Annotated in this window: 16 protein-coding genes and 1 riboswitch; all 16 genes read right to left on the reverse strand. The window is 39.8% G+C overall.

The window, feature by feature from the left end; all coding sequences use genetic code 11:
- Positions 1–8: 8 nt before the first annotated feature.
- The 16 genes from Q0E71_RS00005 to Q0E71_RS00080 all read right to left on the reverse strand — a co-directional run bounded on the left by Q0E71_RS00005 (position 9) and on the right by Q0E71_RS00080 (position 20,294).
- Positions 9–2,249, reverse strand: a complete 2,241-nt coding sequence (locus Q0E71_RS00005; RefSeq protein ID WP_294793951.1) for an FtsX-like permease family protein — start codon at positions 2,247–2,249, stop codon at positions 9–11.
- Complete coding sequence (locus Q0E71_RS00010; protein ID WP_294793957.1) at positions 2,250–2,945, reverse strand: ABC transporter ATP-binding protein; 696 nt, start codon at positions 2,943–2,945, stop codon at positions 2,250–2,252.
- A gap of 149 nt (positions 2,946–3,094) precedes the next feature.
- Entirely contained in the window at positions 3,095–3,469 is a 375-nt protein-coding gene (locus tag Q0E71_RS00015; protein ID WP_294793959.1) for a type II toxin-antitoxin system HicB family antitoxin, read from the reverse strand.
- A 135-nt stretch (positions 3,470–3,604) separates the two neighbouring features.
- Positions 3,605–5,092, reverse strand: coding sequence for an SH3 domain-containing protein (locus Q0E71_RS00020; RefSeq protein ID WP_294793961.1), 1,488 nt, complete (start codon positions 5,090–5,092; stop codon positions 3,605–3,607).
- The gene (locus Q0E71_RS00025) at positions 5,082–6,059 is read right to left on the reverse strand and encodes a hypothetical protein (RefSeq protein WP_294793963.1); all 978 of its coding nucleotides are present in this window, start codon (positions 6,057–6,059) and stop codon (positions 5,082–5,084) included. The genes Q0E71_RS00020 and Q0E71_RS00025 overlap by 11 nt, the downstream gene beginning before the upstream one ends.
- Before the next feature lie 463 nt (positions 6,060–6,522).
- Positions 6,523–8,292 carry an ABC transporter ATP-binding protein gene (locus Q0E71_RS00030; protein ID WP_294793965.1) on the reverse strand — a complete coding sequence of 590 codons (1,770 nt, stop codon included), beginning with the start codon at positions 8,290–8,292 and terminating at the stop codon, positions 6,523–6,525.
- Positions 8,293–10,068 (reverse strand): ABC transporter ATP-binding protein, encoded by a 1,776-nt coding sequence (locus Q0E71_RS00035; RefSeq protein WP_294793967.1) that lies wholly within the window; start codon positions 10,066–10,068, stop codon positions 8,293–8,295.
- 596 nt (positions 10,069–10,664) lie between these two features.
- A complete protein-coding gene (locus Q0E71_RS00040) occupies positions 10,665–11,339 on the reverse strand; it encodes a dipeptide/oligopeptide/nickel ABC transporter ATP-binding protein (RefSeq protein ID WP_294793969.1) in 675 nt (224 codons plus the stop codon).
- A complete protein-coding gene (locus tag Q0E71_RS00045; RefSeq protein WP_294793971.1) occupies positions 11,317–12,072 on the reverse strand; it encodes an ATP-binding cassette domain-containing protein in 756 nt (251 codons plus the stop codon). The genes Q0E71_RS00040 and Q0E71_RS00045 overlap by 23 nt, the downstream gene beginning before the upstream one ends.
- On the reverse strand, positions 12,069–12,836 hold the full coding sequence (locus tag Q0E71_RS00050) for an ABC transporter permease (RefSeq protein WP_294793973.1): 768 nt from the start codon (positions 12,834–12,836) through the stop codon (positions 12,069–12,071). The genes Q0E71_RS00045 and Q0E71_RS00050 overlap by 4 nt, the downstream gene beginning before the upstream one ends.
- Complete coding sequence (locus Q0E71_RS00055; protein ID WP_294793974.1) at positions 12,836–13,720, reverse strand: ABC transporter permease; 885 nt, start codon at positions 13,718–13,720, stop codon at positions 12,836–12,838. The genes Q0E71_RS00050 and Q0E71_RS00055 overlap by 1 nt, the downstream gene beginning before the upstream one ends.
- A gap of 33 nt (positions 13,721–13,753) precedes the next feature.
- A complete protein-coding gene (locus tag Q0E71_RS00060; RefSeq protein ID WP_294793977.1) occupies positions 13,754–15,298 on the reverse strand; it encodes an ABC transporter substrate-binding protein in 1,545 nt (514 codons plus the stop codon).
- 67 nt (positions 15,299–15,365) lie between these two features.
- Positions 15,366–15,497: riboswitch (cobalamin riboswitch) on the reverse strand.
- Positions 15,498–15,870: 373 nt separating this feature from the next.
- The gene (gene hydF / locus Q0E71_RS00065; RefSeq protein ID WP_294793979.1) at positions 15,871–16,989 is read right to left on the reverse strand and encodes a [FeFe] hydrogenase H-cluster maturation GTPase HydF; all 1,119 of its coding nucleotides are present in this window, start codon (positions 16,987–16,989) and stop codon (positions 15,871–15,873) included.
- Positions 16,986–18,413 carry a [FeFe] hydrogenase H-cluster radical SAM maturase HydG gene (hydG, locus tag Q0E71_RS00070; RefSeq protein ID WP_294793981.1) on the reverse strand — a complete coding sequence of 476 codons (1,428 nt, stop codon included), beginning with the start codon at positions 18,411–18,413 and terminating at the stop codon, positions 16,986–16,988. Before hydG ends, hydF begins: the two co-directional genes overlap by 4 nt.
- Entirely contained in the window at positions 18,406–19,407 is a 1,002-nt protein-coding gene (gene hydE, locus Q0E71_RS00075; protein ID WP_294793986.1) for a [FeFe] hydrogenase H-cluster radical SAM maturase HydE, read from the reverse strand. The genes hydG and hydE overlap by 8 nt, the downstream gene beginning before the upstream one ends.
- Positions 19,407–20,294, reverse strand: coding sequence for a radical SAM protein (locus Q0E71_RS00080; RefSeq protein WP_294793989.1), 888 nt, complete (start codon positions 20,292–20,294; stop codon positions 19,407–19,409). The genes hydE and Q0E71_RS00080 overlap by 1 nt, the downstream gene beginning before the upstream one ends.
- Positions 20,295–20,312 lie beyond the last annotated feature (18 nt).

Below are 20,312 nucleotides of genomic sequence, written 5' to 3' on the forward strand. Positions count from 1 at the left end.
CCCTTAGTTTATCCGGCTATTGTTTTCAACTCCTTCACCATATCGATCCTACTAATCTTTCTTCTCTCAATCCATTGACATAGCGCAAAGACTGCTATTGTCATAACGTAGCTTATCACAAATACTCTTAAAGGCACGGTGACCTCTATATATGCATCAAACTTTTGCATTGATATAAAATAAAAGTATTTTATAAGCTTATTTAGAATTGGAATTAACAAGAATTGAAATAAGAGTAGCATGGCAAAGCTTGTATTTACATAAAACTTCGCCACTTCCCTGTCTTTATATCCAAAAACTTTTAGGTAAGTCATATTGAGTTTGGCTTTTTCTATGATGAGTTCTGTCACAATGAGTAACAAAATAAAGTAAAAGGCTATGGCTGCGATTTGAACCATGACAAAGACTGCTGAGAATGATGCCAAGAAGTGCTTCATAAACTTACTCATCTCTTCTCTGTCGATCTCTGTCAATAGATTTTCCTTTGTAATATTTAGCTCTTCGTCGCTGAGATAAGCGTTATAATAATTTTTATCCTTGCCGATTAGCTCATTTAAATTTTCTCTCTTGGTAAATATTTGGAAATAATTATTCGTATCGTCAATATCCTTGACCAAAATTGTTTTTTCTTCTGTGTTATATGGCTCTCTTATCTTAATCTTATCGCCGATAGCATAATCAAACCTCTTCGAAAGGCCTAAGCTTATGACCGCATCGCCACTTTGAAGGCTAGATACATCGATCTTGTCGTACTTTGTTCCCTCATCTAATCCATAAACTTGAATGTCTTCATCTTCTCTATCGACCAGTTCAACGCTGACTAAGCTTATCTTGCTCGCGTCTAAGTCGTCCACATCGCTCTTGACAATGTATGTGTGGGCGTATTTCATCTGATTTTGCATATCCTCAGCGTATTTTGTAAACATGGGCTCGGCAGAAACGCCATAGATTAAAAGCAAATTAGCTATAAAGATACCAAAAAGCAATGAAATGTAGCTAAATTTATTCGTAAATAGCACTCTTAGCTTAAATTTATTGACAAAATTCATATTTTTTAGCTTCAATCTGCTTCTTGCGCCCGACTTTTTAAAGTTTTTCCTCAAGAAATCGACAGGCCTCATCCTTAGGCTCCTAGCTATGATGATGTAGTTAATCACAAGATACAAAACTAGTGGCATAACAGACGTTATCAAGAAAGAGCGCGCACTGATATATGGGACAAAACTTGGCAAATCATAGGCTTGGTAGTAGACATTGGTATATATCTTGTACGCATATAAGTAACTCACTGCGTTTCCTACTATTGACGCAATTATTACTATAAATATAGGCATGGCCATGTAATTAAAAAGAAGCTCTCTCTTTCTATAGCCCGAAGCAAGCAAAGTGCCGATGATTGGCGCTTCATCTTCGATTATGGACTTGATTTGCACGCTCGAAATGAAGGCAAAAGCTACAAACAAAAGTGCTGTAACTAAGCTCATAGTAGGAACATCGCCACTCATGTCGTCACCAACGTAGGTGATGCACTTATTGTCAAGGCGCGTAACGCCGTCAACCATGAGATTATCTTTGTTCACTATCTTCGCTATATCTTTTAACTTTTCTCTCGCTTCTTTTTTATCTAAATCATGGTCTGTGTGATACGAGTAAAGGAACTTCACGTGAGCGTCCTTCATATCGTCAAAGGACTCACTAGATATAGTCGCTATGCCGAAGTGGCCTGTATCCATAACTAAGTCACTTCTATTTCTAAGAGCTGAGGAATAATCCGGGAAGGAAGCAAGCGAACTTACTTTAAATTTTTTATTTTGAATAGTGATTTCGTCGCCCATTTTAATGTCACTACTCCTAGCAAAATAGGCAGAGATATTAATTTCATCAGCTTTTTCAGGCAAGCTTCCTTCAAAGATTTGCTCTTCGTTGATGTTTTTTCTAGTCTTGAAAATCCTCAAAACCCTACCACTATCAATCTCATCTTCAAAATAATAATTCTCGTAAAGCTTAATGCCAAGGCCCTTTATCTCATCTTTTGCCTCGTCACTTAGCTCATATATGGTCTCAAACTCGCCATCTTCAACTTTGCCATCAGCTATTTGCTTGTAATAAAGCTTTTCAACCGACTCTTGTGCGGTGAAAAATGAAGATGCAAATATAACTATAAAAGTAATAGCTATTAGTATGGGTATGACCTTGAGAGGCTTGTACTTAAACTGCCTGTAAATACGTTTGTTAATAGGACATCTCATCTACCAAGTCACTTCCTTTGCAGAAATCTTTTCAGTATTGGCGACTACGCTTTTGACGCTGCCGTTATGCAAAGACAGAATGACGTCGCTCATCTTGGCAATCTGTGTGTTGTGACTCGCAATAATGACCGTTGCGCCGTACTTTTGATTAAGCTTTTCGATCAAAGCTAAAACATCTTTCGCGCTCTCATAATCAAGAGCGCCAGTTGGTTCGTCGCAGATAAGCAGTTTCGGACTCTTAATCATGGCCCTCGCAATCGACGCCCTTTGCGCTTGACCGCCAGAGATTTCATTAGGGTACTTGTACTTGTGCTCATCTAACCCTAGGTCCTTAAGAAGCTCGTCAATATCAAGCGGCTCCTTCGATAGATACTCGCCTACTTCAACATTCTCAAGAAGATTGAGGTCAGTAATTAGATTGTAGAATTGAAAAACAAAGCCAAGGTAGTCGCGCCTGTAATTTTCCAAAGCCTTCTTAGGCATAGACTTAAGGTCCTTGCCAAAGACAGTGACATCGCCCTCGTCGATGGTCTCGATTCCGCCTAAAATATTTAAAAGAGTTGACTTGCCAGAGCCAGATGGACCCAAGACGCAGATGATCTTGCCATCTTCAATCTCTAGGTCAATGCCTTTAAGCACCTCCGCCCTGTTGTCCTTTGTGCCATAATATTTGTGTAAATTAGAAATTTTTATCATATAAACACCTTAGTTCAATATAATAACATAAATATTGAAACATCCTTTCGCCTATATAATAACACAATTTTTAGTTAGCGTCAACTAACTTTTTTAATTTTTGAAAATTTTTCGCAAAAAAAGAGACCGATTAAGGTCTCTTTGAAAAATTATATTACTTTTTTGGTTAGTGCTTCTTGTAATGTTTTCGAGAAATTAATATTCATCTCAACTGCTCTATCATTTAGCCACGATGGTATAGTAAGCGTTTTTCTAACAGATTTATTATCTTTGTTAAGATTGACATCTGCTCTAATTATGCTCACGAAAGTGTTTTTATCGGTCTTAATTGACTTGATATCACTTGGTGGATTAAGTTTGTCACCATCTTTGAGCATCTCAGACAAATGAAGTTCTAAGGCTAAAGTTGCATCCTCAATAATTTCATCTATGCTATCGCCTTGCGCATGACAGCCTTCTACGTCAGGGAACTCTCCCCAGTAACCGTCATCGTCGTGTATAAGTAATGGATAATAAAAAATCATATTTACCTCCTATTTTAAATCGTACATTTCAATAATTTTCTTTGTTACTTACATCATACACGTATATGCGCATACTTGTCAATAGTTTTCACAAAAAAGAGACCGATTAAGGTCTCTTTGAAAATTTATTTATTTTTATCTTAGCACGCGGCTACTAATCCATCCCGAATAATAAGCCCCATCAATATCAACCGCATCAACTAAATACCAAGTTCTTCCGTCGTCTGTATGCTTTTCGTCGTTAACTGTTACTTCTGCTCCGTCTGAAAGCTTTACGATAACGTCTGCGTCTAATGAGTAGTCTTCTCTTAGATTGCCTTCGTTATTAACGTAGAATGTTTTGCCGATGTCGTTTGTTTCTTCTTTTGCTTCGTCTTGATCATCTTCATCATCTTTTTCTTCTTTGTCATCTTTGTCATCGTCGTCATCTTTATCGTCAGTTTTTTCTTCTTTTGGCTCTTCTTTGGCTTTCTTTTCATCTAAAAGCTGATAGCCTTTGAATCCAAGGTTATTAACAAGTTCGTCGTAGTTATTGTAGTAACCATCGAAGTAAAACTCAGATATTACCTTGCCGTTAGCCTTTTGGAAGTTGTAGCTATCCATGATGTAGTAGTGAGTCTTTCTAGTCTTAGTACCGCTCCACCAGTCACTTTCGTTGAAGCTTGCTTGATAAACACCAAGTAGTCTGTATCTTGACTTTGCTTCATATGAGTTACTTACTTCGTAGATCTCTGCTTCATCCATTGGCTTTTCCATCAGAGCAAGTCTTTCTATCTTAAGTCCATCTGGCTTATATAGTGAGTCGTAGATGCTCTTGTTAGCTCTCTTGTCAAGTCTGTCAGTGAAATCGTCTGGTAGCTCAGCAAAACTATTAACAAGTTCTGCAAGTCCTTCAATTGTCATTTCCTTTTCAATAGTATCGTTATCAAATTTTAGCTTGAACTTTTCAGAAACAAGCTTAACTTTAGCTACGATCTTGTCGCCGTTCTTAAGGCCTTCCTTCTTGTCAAATTCGATGTCGCCGTAGCTAATGCTGTCGAGAATTTCGTAATCTCTGTCTTTAAGCTTTGTCTCAGTAATTTCAGGCATGCCAGTGAGTGAGCCGCTCGCAACTGCGTGGCCGTCAAAGCCCTTGACATCAATAATTATGTCCATGTCCTTAGTGCTGATAACTGCATCTGGCTTTAATGCGTAGATGATCTTCGGAACGAAGATGATAGCTAGCACTAAAAGGATTGCAGCAATAACTCCTATGATTATAGGCTTTGTGTTAACAGGTTTTGCTCTGTAAGCTGGGCCATAGCCGTCGTCGTAGCCATCGTCATAGTCGTCGTAGCCATCATCGTAGCCATCATCATAATTATCATCGTAATTATCATCATAGCCATTATCATAGCTGTCATCATAGCTGTCGTCATTGTCATAGCCATCATCATAGCTGTCGTCATTGTCATAGCCATCGTCATAGTTATCGTCATAGCTATCGTCATAATTATCGTCGTAATTATTGTCGTTATACTCGTTATAATCGTTATACTCGTTGTATTCGTTATAATCGTCTTGAGGCGCTTTTCTCGGACCTCTGTTTTCTCTGTACTCTCTGTTATTATCTTTATTCGTCATATTCATTACCTTGATCGTAGTCGTCGTTTTGTGGTCTAGATCTTCTAGGTGCTTCTGGTCTTTGTGGTGCGTCTGGTTTTGCTGGTCTAGCTGGTCTTTGTGGTGCGTCTGGTCTAGCTGGTCTTCTAGGTGCTTGTGGTCTAGCTGGTCTTTGTGGCCTAGCAGGTCTTTCATCGTAGTAATCATCGTAATCAGCGTTGTTTTGTGGTCTAGGTCTTCTAGGTGCTGGTCTTTGCGGCTCATCATATACGCCGTAGTCGTCGTCAACGTATTCCCTTGGAGCTGGTCTTCTTGTATCGTAGTCAGCAACATTGTCAGGGTTTCTTAAGTCTTCAGCTGCGTTTTGAGCAGTTTCTTTAACAGCGTTTGCTGCGCCTGAAACGCCTCTACCAACTGCGTTTATTTGTCTTGATAAGTCTTTTGGTCTAACTCTCTTGTAAATCTTCTTGTATAGAAGCACGCAGCCTATAATTAGTGTGATTAGAGCTAAAATACCAATTATAAGGCCAAATACAGGTGTATAATTAGGATCAAAGTCACTTGACATTCCAAGTCCTAACATACCTCCTAAAGAGTCCATCGATTTAGCGATCATCTTTAGCATCTTTCTAAACTTCATCATTGCAAAGAAGTCTATGAAAGTAAATAGTAGTCCAAAACCGATCATAACATTGTCAAGTGTCTTAACATTTCTTCTCTTGCCGCTTCTTAAAAGTATTGTGTAAATAAGAGCAAGTGTAGTTGTTACAAAGCTTATAACAATGAAGATAAAGTAAATATTTAGCCTCTTCGCCATAGATATAACTTTGCCTACAGTGTCAAAACTGTCTGAATTACCAATTACAGCTCCGCTTATAATGTAGTCTAGAGCATAAATCAAAGTAAATGCTAGTAGTATAAGTGCACTGAAAAATAGCACTTTGTCGTACATTAATAATGACTTTTTAGGTCTTCTTCTCCCTTCCATAATAAGTCCTCCTTAAAAATTATTTCTACAACTTTATTATACAATATATTGACTTTTATTGCAATTGTATTTACTAAGTTTATTAAATCTTTTTGCTATAGTGCTTTCAGTGTGAGTAAGTAAATTAATTGCTTAGCTTTTTTCTATGACAATGGCCTTGCCACTGCGTATATAATTGCTCAAGAAAAAATGCAGCTACTGCTTATAAGTAACTGCATTTGTTTAATAGATATAAATTGTTTTGCTTAGTACATCGAAAAGTGTTTTCGTCGCTTGCTGGTCTACATAAATTGTTAATTTCTAAGCTTGTTCACCTGTGGTCTCATATCCGTTCGCTTCGCTCAACTAAATGAGTCCACGGGCGGCTCACTGCGCCAAGAAATTAATTCAATTTTCTCCGAAGGCTGCGCTCACGAATAACAATTTTTTTACTATTAGCTCAAGGGCACATTTGGACAAAAAATTATATATTTTCTAATTGATTTTCAATATATTGGTTGCGGTATAAATTATAATACATTCCCTTTTTCTCAATCAATTCCCTATGCGTACCCATCTCAGCTATACGTCCTTGATGTATATAAAGTATCCTATCGCTCGTAACTATAGTCGATAATCTATGTGCAACTGTGATCGAGGTTCTTCCCTCAAGAAGTTTTTCGATTGCGTCTTGTATCCTCTTTTCTTGGTAGGTATCGACTGATGAAGTCGCCTCATCTAGTATAAGTATGGCTGGATCCTTGATCAAGGCTCTTGCGAAGCTCACTAATTGCTTCTCGCCTTGTGAAAGCTTTCCTCCGCCTTCGCCGACTTCTGTGTCGTAGCCGTCCTTGAATGACTTAACTAGCTCATCTAGGCCAACCACTTCGGCTGCCCTTAGCATCTCCTCTTCACTCGCGCCGTCCCTGCCATAAAGAATGTTATCGCGTATACTTCCTCTAAAAAGATACGGCGTTTGCAAAACGTAGCCCAAATTCATTTGCACCCACTTAAGCGGCATCTCTTCATAATCAAGTCCATCGATATAGACCTCGCCCTTTGTTGGCTCATAAAAGCGTGACGCTATGTTAATGATGGTCGACTTACCTCCGCCAGTTTCACCAACCAAGGCAATTCTCTCACCCGCAGCTATTTTCAAAGAAAAGTCCTTTAAAATATAGTCCTCGTCTTTGTATGCGAATGAGACGTCCTTAAACTCGATCTCGCCCTTCATCTCTGGAAGCGGCTTAGTTGGCGGCTCAAGCGCATCGCCGTAGATGGCTTCTATCTCTTTTGTGTCGTAGACATCGATGTCCGCTTCTAAAATGCTATTGACCCTATCAATGGAGGCTTGCATCGATATCAGCTCTTTCAAAACGGAGGCAACTTGCCTGATGGGCTCGTAGATTTCGGTCGAGTACTGAACCATGGCAAATAGCGTACCTATAGTCAATGTGCCGACCATGGCTGCCGCACCGCCATCTTTAAGTATAAAAGCTGTGGCGATTGAGCCTAAAAATGTCAGTGACGGGATATATAGACTTTGCAGCGTAACCGAGTGTTTGCTACGTCTTTCATACCTTGCGGATATCTCCTTGAACTCTTCAAGATTTTCCTTTTCTCTAAGAAGGGTCTTGATAGTTTTTTGTCCTTGTATATCTTCATTTAGCTTGCTTGTCAGGTCAGACGATGCTGCCTTGATGTCCTTTTGTGCCTTCATCATCTTATTTTGGAAGATGTAAGTAAAAATCGCTATAAATGGTATACTTGCTAGAACGTAGAGCGTAAGCCTTACGTTAAGCATAAGCATGGTGATAAGTATAGCGATCAGCCTCGAAATACCATCCGCCATATCAAAGAGGTCCCAAGCAACCGCTTCTTTGATCGACATCGTGTCGTGAACAAGCCTTGAGACCATCCAGCCTACTTGATGCGAGTCCATATACTTAGCAGAAAGCTTTTGCGCCTTCAAAAAAGTTTCACTTCTCAAATATAGTATGATTTTCTTTTCAAATATACCCGACATAAAAGTAACAAACAGCCCAATCCCTGCCATTGCTACAATGAAAAAAAGCATATATGCAATAAACTTTGGAAAACCTTCTACATCATTCCTATAGATATAATTATCAATAATATACTTTGTAAATAGCGGCCACAAAGCAAGTAGCGCCGCATTAAGAACGTTGATAATTACAACGAGAGCGGCTTCTTTCTTAAATTTTTTAACTAAATTAAATAATGTAACCTTCATCTAGTCCACCTCGATGTTTTGTATGCCGTATATAGTCTTGTAAAGGCCGTCTTCCAAAATTAGCTCATCGTGAGTGCCCTCTTGAATTTTCTTGCCATTCTTCATAACAATGATCTTGTCGGCGTTCATAAGCGTTGAAATTCTGTGCGAAATGATGATCTTTGTTTGAGCTTCTTCGTTTTGACTAAGCGCCGTCCTTATGTTGATGTCAGTTTGCGTATCAACCGCCGATAGCGCGTCGTCAAAGATAATTATAGGCGTATGAACAAGTATAGTCCTTGCAATTGCAAGTCTTTGCTTTTGTCCGCCAGATAGGCTCACGCCTCTCTCTCCGACCATTGTGTCGTAGCCCTCAGGAAAGTTCATAATATCCTCATGAATATCCGCGATCTTCGCCGCCTTGATGATGGCTTCATCGCTCGCCTCAGGCCATCTATATGCAATATTTTCTTTTATAGTTTTATTAAATAAATATGGCTCTTGTAAAACTATAGACGTATTTTCCCTTATCTTGCGCTTAGATATGGTATTTAGCTCAACACCATCTACCTTGATAGATCCATCGTATTCCATAAGCCTTGGTATAAGTGAAACCAAAGTCGATTTGCCCGAGCCAGTTAGACCAAGGACACCAAGGGTTTTACCCGCGTCAATGGTGAATGATAAGTCCTTAATCGCGTCGTGTGCCTCATCATAGCCAAAACTTACCTTGTCAAAATCAATTGCGCCCTTGATGGCAATATCTGTTATGCCGCTGTCAAGATCTTCAGAGTCCATCTCTAAAACTTCGTCGAAACGCTTGATAGCAACAGTAACTCTCGTAAATCTCGAAAGCATCCTACCTGTACCTAAGACGACCCAAACCATGTTTAAGGCAACAGCAAATACAGCTGTAAACTCGCCTAAGGACACAGATCCACTACGGTGCATTAAAACGCCAAAGATTGCGATCAAAGTTATTTGCAAAAAGCAAAGCGCTTCAGCTACCGACCAAAAGTATGCGAAGTACTTCATAATCTTGTAGTCCTTATTCGCAAGGTCCATGTTGGCCTCTTCAAATTTCTCAATCTCGTGCTTTTGCTTGAAAAAGGCTCTCACGACTTTGTATGAAGATAGATTTTCTTGCACAGTCGTAGTCAGTCTCGCCTCCGACTTTTCGAACTCATCGAAGACCTTGACCACATTTTTGTCGAAGATGTAAGTCCCGATGAATATTATCGGCATCAAGGCTATGGAAACAAGCGCAAGCTTCGCATTGATTGTAAATAGCGTGAATAAAGATATAAGTATATAAGAAATATTGCCAACAAGCGCCATCATGGTAGTGGAGACAAGAGTTTCGAACTTTGTGATGTCGCTCGACGCCCTTTGAAGCATGTCGCCAGTTGTGATTGAGGCCATGTCCTTGATGCTTAAAGACGAAATCTTCGCGTAAATATTGTCACGAATGCCCTTGCTAATGGCGTAAGTCGCCTTGCCGCTCATGTATGGCCTTAGGAAGTTAAGTAGTGCTATAGTAAAGCTGATAGTGATGAAAGCTATGGCGATGATGCCAAGGCGTTCCCTCACTAAGTCTCTGCCGCCCAAGAAGTTTATGAAACCTATCATGATCTTATTAGTCGGCACTTCACTGCCTATGATGCTGTCAATAGTCGTTCCAAGAAGTATAGGTATAAGCATTTGCAGTGCGCTCGACATTATTTCAAATAAAAATGCTAAAAAATAGATAAATATATATGGCTGAATGTATTTTTTAACTAGAGAATATTTTTTCATTGTATCACCTCGTCTTGCCAATGGTATTATTATAACACTTTTTATTACGCTTGTCAAAATGATTTGCATTCAAGCAAGCCCTTGAACTCGTTCCCTCCTCAGCAATGCTCACGTACGTTTAGTACGATCCGCTTGCTTCGTCAGTCCACTTCGTCCAATCATCTTGCTTGCTCTGCAAATCATAAGTTTGGCGATGATTCTCTGTCGTAAATAAATATTTTGTTTTTAAAAAAATAATGGATACATATCACAACAACATGTATCCACTAAACTATTTATAAAATTAAATTTTTACCCCTTGTCAATTAAGGTTTTAGTGTTTAAACTTTAGTTTAAACCTAAAGCCATTCTTCAAAAAAAATTTATGGATAAGGCGAAGTGAATTTTAATAATGCTATACAAAGTCACTCAAACGCTTAGTTCGCAGAGAAGTTGAGATGATTTTACGTTGTACAGAATTTTTTGGAGTGAGGTGTGCAAATAGGCACTCCGCAGCGACAAAACAATTCGAAACTAGCAAAAGGGCTCGACTTAATGCGAAATAAGTCGAGTATTGCCGCCAAGGGAACAAGCCTTAGCCGAAATTTTTTTAAGAATTAAGTATCTCTAACCATAATGTCATTTATGCTAATCACCCGGTCACATACATGTTCCAGCAATTGTACATCATGACTAACAAGTATTATGCTCATCCCATGTGTTTTTCTATACGCATCAAGTAGCTCTGTGATCTTGAGCTTCAGATTAACATCAAGTGGCGATGTAATCTCGTCTGCAAGTAGCACTTTTGGCTCTGTTAGTAGCGCTCTAATTATTTGCGCACGGCTAATCATGCCGCCTGATAATTCATTTGGAAGCTTTTGTAAAGAGCTTCTATCTAGCTCGAAGTCATCCATTAGTTTTTCTAGCTCTTCTTCATGAAAATCTTTTTTCGAAAAATAAAGCGCCTCTTTAAAACTAGCTAGTATAGTTTTTTTCGCATCGAAGGATGAGACAGCGTTTTGAAATATTAGCTGTACTGGAAAATCATTGAGGTTCCTTCTTTTATCGCCAACTATGGGCAAATCGCGTCCCTTGTAGAGAATTTCACCTTTATCAAGAACTATGAGACCAGCTATGAGCCTAAGAAGGGTTGTCTTGCCGCTACCTGAGGGGCCTATGATGCCTAAAAATTCATTCTCGTATAAATCTAAATTTAAATCAGAAATGGTTGGCGCGTCTGACATTTTAAATGTCTTTTTTAAATTTTTAATCTCTAAAATTTTTTCCATATATTTTCCCTGCCGCATCTAAAAGTGATTTCGTATTCTCTTCTTTGCTTTCAAAAATCTCGTCTGACGCTCTATTCTCAATGATTCGTCCGTCTTTAAAAACGCAAATCCTATCTGTAAGCGCTATGCCGTCAAAGGGGTTGTGCGTGATATAGATAAGGCTCATCTTGTTTTTGTCCATGTGATTTTTAATCATATTTATCGCCATATCGGTCGATTCTCTGTCAAGCGCGCTCGAAATTTCGTCCGCAATCAAAAGCTCTGGCCCTCTGTTTAATATCATGGCGATGACAACTCTTTGCTGCATGCCGCCTGAAAACTCATCTGGGTACTTCTTTGCCTTGTCTTTACTGATTCCAATCGCTTCCAAGGACTCAAGCGCCTTCTCTTTAGCCTCTGCCTTCGAAATGCCTTTTGCAAAAACTAAATCACTCGTCATCTGATCAATGACTTTGATGTAAGGATTTAGCGAGTTTTGCACGTCTTGCGTGATATAGCCGATTTCATTTTTTAATTTATCTTTTAAAGTTTTTACCCTTTCACCTTTGTAATAAATCTCGCCATCTATTTGCGCTTTGTCCACTAAACCAAGTGCTGACCTAAAGGTCATGCTCTTACCTGCTCCTGAAACACCAATCACGCTCATCGACTTACCATCATCAATTAAAAGGTTTATATCTTTGATTATGGATTTGCCAGCTATGCTTACTGAATAATTTCTTAGCTCAATCATACGTTCACCTCATCAAATGTGTAGTGAAAAATTAAGCTTAGGAAAAATATGCCAAGTGCTGGCCACAAAACTATAAGCGGCTTGTCAATTATGTAGCCTCTGTACTGATACAGCATAGTTCCAAAGTCTGGGGCTGTGATGTCTGCGCCTAAACCGATAAATGTTAGTGAAGCGTAAGCTAGTATATGATTTGAAGCTTTGTTGCCCATAAGATTTAGGCTCGGTGCAAGAAGCTCTGGCAGCAAAAACTTTCTCATGATGTATGAGTTTGGTGCTTGCAGCATTCTAAGCGTATCAACATAAGGGTCTCTAAGAATAATTTCACTAAGTTTATAGCTTTGGTTTGCGAAGAAACCTATATTTGAAAAGCCTAGTGCAAGACCAACGGCTAAAACCGTCTCCGAGAAGATGATTGACGCGATCAAAGCAACTATAAAGGTTGGTATGATTAAGGTTAAGTCCGTTAAAAAACGTATGACGCTTAAAAATGCCCCGCCATAAAAGCCAGCTACTATGCCAAGTGCAAGTCCAGCTGCGTATGAGACGGCGCTCGCTATCAAAACAACGCATAAGGTTCTTAAAAAGCCTTGTGCCATAAGCGAGAAGATATCACGGCCCAAGTGGTCTGTGCCCATGATGTGTTCAGCCGATGGCGGCAAGAATTTATTTTTGATGTCAACGAATTTTGGGTTTTGTGTCGGGATTATTGAGAGGACTATCGCTACCAAAAGTATTATGACTACTGATATTATCATCTTTTTCATTATGCGCTTCCCCTCCTTATTACATATTTCGAAAATACACTAAAAATTAAGTGTACAAAGAACATCCATATAATTACCATCATGATATATGTTTGTATGATTAAATAATCTCTGTGGGCGATGGACTCGATCAAAAATGTCGATAGTCCTTGTATTGATAAAGCGAACTCTACAACTGAGCTTGCGCCTATCACGTAAGCACTTTGACTGATAAGTAAACCGGAAAGTCCTTGTAAGGGCTCGTGGTAGCAGTACTTTAAAAGAGCCTTTTCTCTTTTGTAGCCTCTTTCAATATAAAAACGGAAGAATGGTTTTTTCATCACTTCTAAAAAATATATCCTAACCGTTCTGGACATAGGTCCAATAAGTGGAAGACCTACAAAAAACGTTCCAACTGCTAGGCTTGCGATTGAGCCAGTTTTGAAGAACTTGATGAATCTGTATTTCACGCCAAAGAAGTACACAAAGAGAATAATAAATATAAAAACTGGAACGGTTTGAGTGAAAAGAGCAAGTGCCCTTGTGAATTTATCAAAAAAGCCATCTTTAAGGCTTGACAAATAGCCTAGCCAAAAGGCTAATATACTCGCATATATTAGCCCTAATAAGCCAAGCATAAGTGAGACAGGAGCTCTCCTTAATATTTCAGGCTTCAAATCGACGTCTGTCATGTAGCTCTTGCCCCAATCGCCTTTGATAAAATCACTTATCCACTCAAAATACTGCATGCTAAGTGATTTATCAAGGCCGAATTCTTTTTTCAAATAGCTAATATTTTCTTCAGTCGCAGGGAGGTTCCTCTCGCTAAGCACCATCATAACTGGATCGCCGCTCATAAGCCTAACGATGCCAAAGGCGATTAGAGAGCCTACTATGAATATCAAAAGCCATTTGCAAAAAAAGTTTATGACTTTCATTTATCTAACTTTTAGTGTTGGGTTTGTTACAAAATAGTCTCCGTTCCAGATTTCATAATTCTTAATATTATCAGAAAGCATTACAAACCAGTGCGGATCAACTGTATATAGTATTGGAAGATCTTCATAGATCTTTGCTTGAATTTCTTTTGAAAGCTCGTCTCTCTTAACAATATCAGCTGTTACGCCAAGTTCGTCGATTAATTTATCAACTTCAGCATTAGCATAGTAGCTGTGGTTCTTAACAGCGTCTTTCTTAAAGTGTTGAGCGAAGAAATAGTGTGGGTTGCCGCTTGCTGTTGGGTTTTGAGCGTATAATAAGATATCGTGATTACCCTTAGCAGCTTCTTCGTCGATGCTGTCAGCTAGTGAAACGCTTGCTTCTATACCCACTTGTTCTAGATCAGATACAAGTACTTGACCAATAACTGGTAGATCTGGTTTAGCTGAGTATGTTAATATAGTAAGCTTAACAGGATTGCCGTTTTTGTCCATAAGCTTGTCGCCTTGATAAGTGTAGCCAGCAGCTGCAAATTCTTCTTTAGCCTTGTCTACATCAAAAGTTAATTTTTGATCGCCATTGAAGCTGAAGTTCTTGGCAAATAGTCCTGTAGGCATGTCTCCTCCGCCAAGTGCATCGATAATCTCTTGTCTATTAAGAAGAAGGTCAAGCGCCTTTCTGAAGTGAAGGTCATTTAAATGATCTCTCTTAAGATTTAAGAAGCAGTAGTATTGGTATCCAGCATTGTAATCAAGCGCTTTGAAGCCCTTGTCCTTTAAACCGACAGCCACATCGTTTGTAAGGCCGAAAGCTAGGTCCACTTCACCGCTTTCATAAGCAAGCTTAAGCGCATTTCCGTCCTTGAAAGCCTTGATAATAACAGTTTCAGGTCTATTTTCAAAACCATCGTAATATTCGTTTCTCTCTAAAATTACTTCAGCTCCTGGTTTAAGCTCTTTAATCTTGTAAGCGCCTGTGAAGATGTATTTGTCACCATCTTTCTTGAACATAACGTTAGTCCACTCAGCGAAAATTGATTCAAGATTAACTGTAGGTAGCTCAGTAAGTATCTCTACTTTGTAATCTTCTACTGGAGTGAAAACGATCTTACCAGCAGAAGCGCGAGCAAATTCATTGTTTTCCATGATCATGTTCATTGCTTCACAAAATGCCTTAGCATCAACCTCGCTGCCATCAGCAAACTTAACGCCTTCGTTTAATTCAGCAGTAAAGTGAGTCTCGTCTTTAGCCTCGATTGATTTAACAAATCTTGATTTTAAAGTTCCATCAGCTTGAAGAGTGTAAACGTACTCGCTGATGCCGTGGTTTGTGATGCTCCAACCGTTTGATCCGTCAAGTGGGTCATCACTTGTAATAACCCAAGTTTGACCAACAGTTATCTCTTTAACATCAGACTTTTCAGTAGTTTCTGTTTTTTCGCCAGAGGCAGTCTTTTCGTTCTTGTCTGCGCCTGTGTCGTTAGTTTTGCAACCAAATGTGAATAATAATGATAAGATGACTGCCAAGAAAATAATTTTTTTCATAAATCTTTCTCCTTTAATATACTATAGTATAGAATTAACTGTGCTAAAAAAACTAGCCTTGCTCTGAACCGGAGCAAAACTAAAGTACAAGTATCGGACTTATGCTAATCGCAAATACCGTAGCGGCACTGTGTAGGACTCTAACCTACTTCCTTGTTATATTCTATCTGCGTCTATTATACTACTTTTCAAGCAATTAGTCAATTAAAATGTATTTGTATAAATAGAAATAGATACATATAGCTTGACAATTTCACATCGAAAAGTGTTTTCCTTCGCTTGCTAGTCTACGAAAACTGATAATTTCTAAGCTTGCACATCGAAAAGTGTTTTCCTTCGCTTGCTACGTCTACATAAATTGTTAATTTCTAAGCTTGTTCACCTGTGGTCTCATATCCGTTCGCTTCGCTCAACTAAATGAGCCCACGGGCGGCTCACTGCGCTAAGAAATTAATGCAATTTATTCCGAAGGCTGCGCTCGTGAAAATCACTTTTCTCACTAAATAGTATCGATAAAAAATGGATACAAAATTAATTGTATCCATCGTAACTAATAATGTATTTTATCGTAACTAATAATGTATTTTATCCAAAATATCGTTTAAATAAGCAATAGTAATTCCATAATTCGTCATCGGAACTTTTTTTCGTTTAGCCTCATCGACCCTGCTCATCACGTGCGCCCTGTTAAACATACACGCCCCGCAATGTATAATCATATCATAATCCTCTATATCATCAAAATCGTCGGCTCTAGTAAATGTAAATTCAAGTCCATCGCCGAAGCGTTTCTTAAGCATGGCAGGTATTTTGACTGTGCCTATGTCCTCATTAAGCGGCGGATGCGTACAAGCCTCGGCTATCAAAATCTTCTCGTCGCCCTTAAAATCATCGAATTTCTTTGCGGACTCGATAAAGTAATCTATATCGCCCTTCATTTTTGAAAAAAGTACTGAGAAGGAAGTCACTTTTGTAGTCTTTCCAAAAACGTCATAGACCTTCTTAAAAACTCGTGAGTCGCAAATCACAAGGTCGATGTCAGTAAATCTATCTCTCACTTCTTCAAGACTTTCATCGCCCACGACTATGCTTGTCATGCCCTTGTCAAGCGCTTCTCGCAAAGCTTCGACTTGCGCTTTAATCAGCCTTCCCTTTGGCGCTGCTGCATCCTGCGGCATAACCATGACTATGGTCGCGCCGCTATCTACAAGGCCAGCTAATAAGGACTCTTCTTCTGTATTTAAAACTTTTTTAAGCGCTGAAAAAATTTCTTCACGCGATGAGTCATCTTTATAGACGATTGCATCGCCATAGTCATGGCTCACGTCTCTATCGATTGCCATAATAACTTTGATGACAGGCTTATTGTATTTTACTAGCTCTGCATAAATGGCCTCATCACCATTATCAAGGGTATATATAAAGGCGTCGGCCTTGTTAAATTCGGCACGTGTCTTTTTTAGCCTCTCATCCGAAAGGGCTGTGTCGTCGCCAAAGCCAGCTGTATCAATGAAGACAACTGGTCCAAGTCCTGGCACTTCGATGGATTTACGAACCGCATCTGTTGTCGTACCGCGCTCTTCCGAGACTATCGCCGCATCTGAGCCCATGATGGAGTTAAAAAGCGTTGACTTGCCAGCGTTTACTCTGCCTGCGATGACAACGTGCTTTTGTAAGGAACGCGCCATCATAGTCTGAAGTCTCTCTCGCCTTCTTCGATTTTCTTAAGATTTTCTCTGACTAGCTCTTTGATGTCGTCACGCGAAATATTTTCTATCTCTTTTTCAATAAGCGCTTCGCCTTTTTTCCTTGTTTCAGGCGCTGCGTAATCCATTAGATATTCTTTAAGTGTCATAAGTGCGTTTGGTTGACAGATATTGCCTATTTGTCCAGCTTTAACAAGGCTCATGAATCTATCGCCAGTTCTTCCCGCTCTGTAACAAGCTGTGCAGAATGACGGGATGTGGCCCGTATCCATTAGCCATGAAACGACCTCGTCAAGTGTTCTTTGGTCTGATGTGAAGAACTGCTCTGTATCGGCTGCTGCAGCGACTTCTTCTGTGGCGTAGCCGCCAACTGATGTCTTCGAGCCGCCACTGATTTGACTGATACCGAAGTCTATGACCTTAGCTCTTGTCTCAACGGACTCTCTTGTCGATATAATCATACCTGTATATGGCACAGAAACTCTTATGCAGGCAACTATTTTCTTAAATATATCGTCACTAATTGCGTTTTCAAAAGTCTCTGGGTCTATGTCGTCAGCCGGTCTGATTCTTGGCACGCTAATGGTATGCGGACCAACGCCGAAGCGTGCTTCAAGGTGCTCTGCGTGCATCAATAGACCCACGAAGTCGTATTCATAGTTATTTAAGCCGAATAAAACGCCGCAGCCGACATCGTCGATGCCGCCCAATTGAGCTCTGTCCATGGCCTCTGTGTGATAAGCGTAGTCATGCTTTGGTCCTGTTGGGTGAAGTGCTTCGTAATTTTTTCTATGATATGTCTCTTGGAACAAAATATATGTTCCTATGCCGACATCCTTTAATTTCTTGTAATTTTCAATACTTGTCGCAGCTATATTGACATTGACCCTTCTAATGTCACCAGCTTTGTGATGAACGGAGTAGATGGTCTTGATCGACTCAAGTATATACTCAATCGGGTTATTTACAGGGTCTTCGCCTGTTTCAAGTGCAAGCCTCTTGTGACCCATGTCTTGAAGAGCGATTACTTCGTTTTTTATCTCTTCTTGAGTCAATTTTCTTCTGTGAATAGTTTTGTTCTTTAAGTGATATGGGCAATAGACGCAGCCATTGACACAGTAGTTCGATAAATATAGCGGCGCGAATAGAACTATCCTATTGCCATAAAGTTTACGCTTGATATCGTTTGCAAGCTTGTAAACTTCTTCGTTTAAGTCCTCTTCTCCGGACGACAAAAGCAAAAACGCCTCTCTATGCGAAAGGCCCTTGACTTCCTTCGCCTTCTCAATCGCAGCCTTTATGAGCTCTCTGTTGTGCTTATTTGCCCTACCATATTCAAGCGAGGCAAGTATCTCCTCGTGATTTATAAATTCATCCGCTTTTTCAGATTTTACATCGTATTTATACATTGTAGTCTCCTCTCGTAAATTCAATTCCGTAGCCAAATTCTCTCAAATAATCGTTCAGCGCCTTCACGCCCTCAATCGCCTCAAGTCCGGATGCCTTCTTGCCGTCGTATAGATTGTAGCTCTCACGAGCAAATTTTGGCGAGACATTTGGCATGATGACGTTTGCGCCCGATAAAATGCCCTCTATCCTGCCAGTCTCGCTTATGGTATTGAGTGCAGTCGTTGATGGTATCAAGGCTTTCGGGTGTTCGATTCGTAGTATTGCAAGTAGTTTTCGCGTCAGCTCCACGGTGCCCGCTGGACAGCTTTCAAAGCGCGTCCCCTTCGATGGGATAAAGGGCCCTATGCCTATCATGGCGGGGTCTATCTCTCTAATTAATTTTATATCTTTTATATGACTCTCAAGATTTGTGAATGGTGCAGCCACCATAAAACCCGTTCCGACTTGGTAGCCAAGCTCCTTTAAGTCGTAGATTGCTTTTAGTCTACGCTCTAAGCTTTGATCTGCTGGATGAAGCTTTTGGAATATCTCTCTATCGGCCGTTTCATGTCTTAATAAAAATCTATCTGCCCCAGCCTCTTTAAAGAGCTTATATGCCTCATAGCTCCTCACTCCTAGTGATAAAGTGATGGCAGCATCATAATTTTTCCTTAAATGAGAAATAATTTCAGCGAAGGCCTCGTCAGTAAAGTGTGTGTCCTCGCCGCCTTGTAAAACGAAAGTTCTAAAACCTGCTTCATAAGCCGTCTCTGCCGCAGAATATATCTCGTCCTTAGTCAAGCGAAATCTATGTACAGAAGCTTTATTTCTGTTTATGCCGCAGTAGTAGCAGCCCTCTTTGCAATAGTTCGAAAACTCTATCAAAGCCCTTATGTAAATCTTGTTCGAAAACGTTTTTTGAGAAACGTCTCGAGCCCTCTTGTAAAGCTCCTCCAAAAAATCTTGATCCTCGCATAGAAGTATTTCCATAAGCTCCTTATCAGAAAAAAGCATTATACTCCCTCCAAATCAAAGCTTGGCGTGTAGTTCTTGCCATCTTGCTTGTCTTGAATAAAGGCATTTGTTATGCCAAGGTCCGCCGCATAATCAACGAAGCTATCATATTCTAAGTCGCTTACAGTCCTATTAATCTTCTTATAATCCTTCGCCATGTGCATAGGTTGATATTGATTCATCAGTGAAAATATCACGCTATCGCCATATTTACCATAAAGTAGGCGAACTATCTTTTTCGCATCGAAATATAGATTTGGAAGTAGAAGTAGACGTATAATGACGCCCTTCTTCATTATCCCATCTTCAACAATCACTTCAGGGACTTGTTTATGCATCTCGTCAATGGCCTCAAGCGCGTACTCTCTGTAGTGAGGCGCGTGCGAAAATTCATTGGCGTAGCTATCGGAAAAATACTTGAAGTCAGCTAGGTAGATGTCGATGAGACCATCAAGATTTTGGATAGCCTCTTTGAGCTCGTAGCTGTTTGTGTTGTAGACGAAAGGCAGGTCAAAGCCTCTGTCCTTCGCCATAACGATGGCGTCCTTGATAAGGTGACTAAAGTGCATTGGCGAGACCAAATTGATGTTGTGAACGCCCTTTGCTTTTAGCTCGAAGAAGATTTCCACGAGCCTTTCCTTGCTTATGTACTTGAACAGAGCGTCCTTATTTTGAGAAATTTCATAATTTTGGCAGAAGACGCAAGACAGATTGCATCCCGCGAAGAAGACAGTCCCCGAGCCGCGTGTACCCGAGATGACAGGCTCTTCAAATACATGAACAGATGCCTTTGATACGGCAAGTTCATTCTTCATTCTGCAAACGCCAAGTTTTTCGTCTCTATCGATGCCGCAATTGCGCGGACATAAATTACATATATACATCATATCACCATGAATATTATA

Source organism: uncultured Fenollaria sp., assembly GCF_934202865.1.
GTDB lineage: Bacteria > Bacillota > Clostridia > Tissierellales > Peptoniphilaceae > Fenollaria.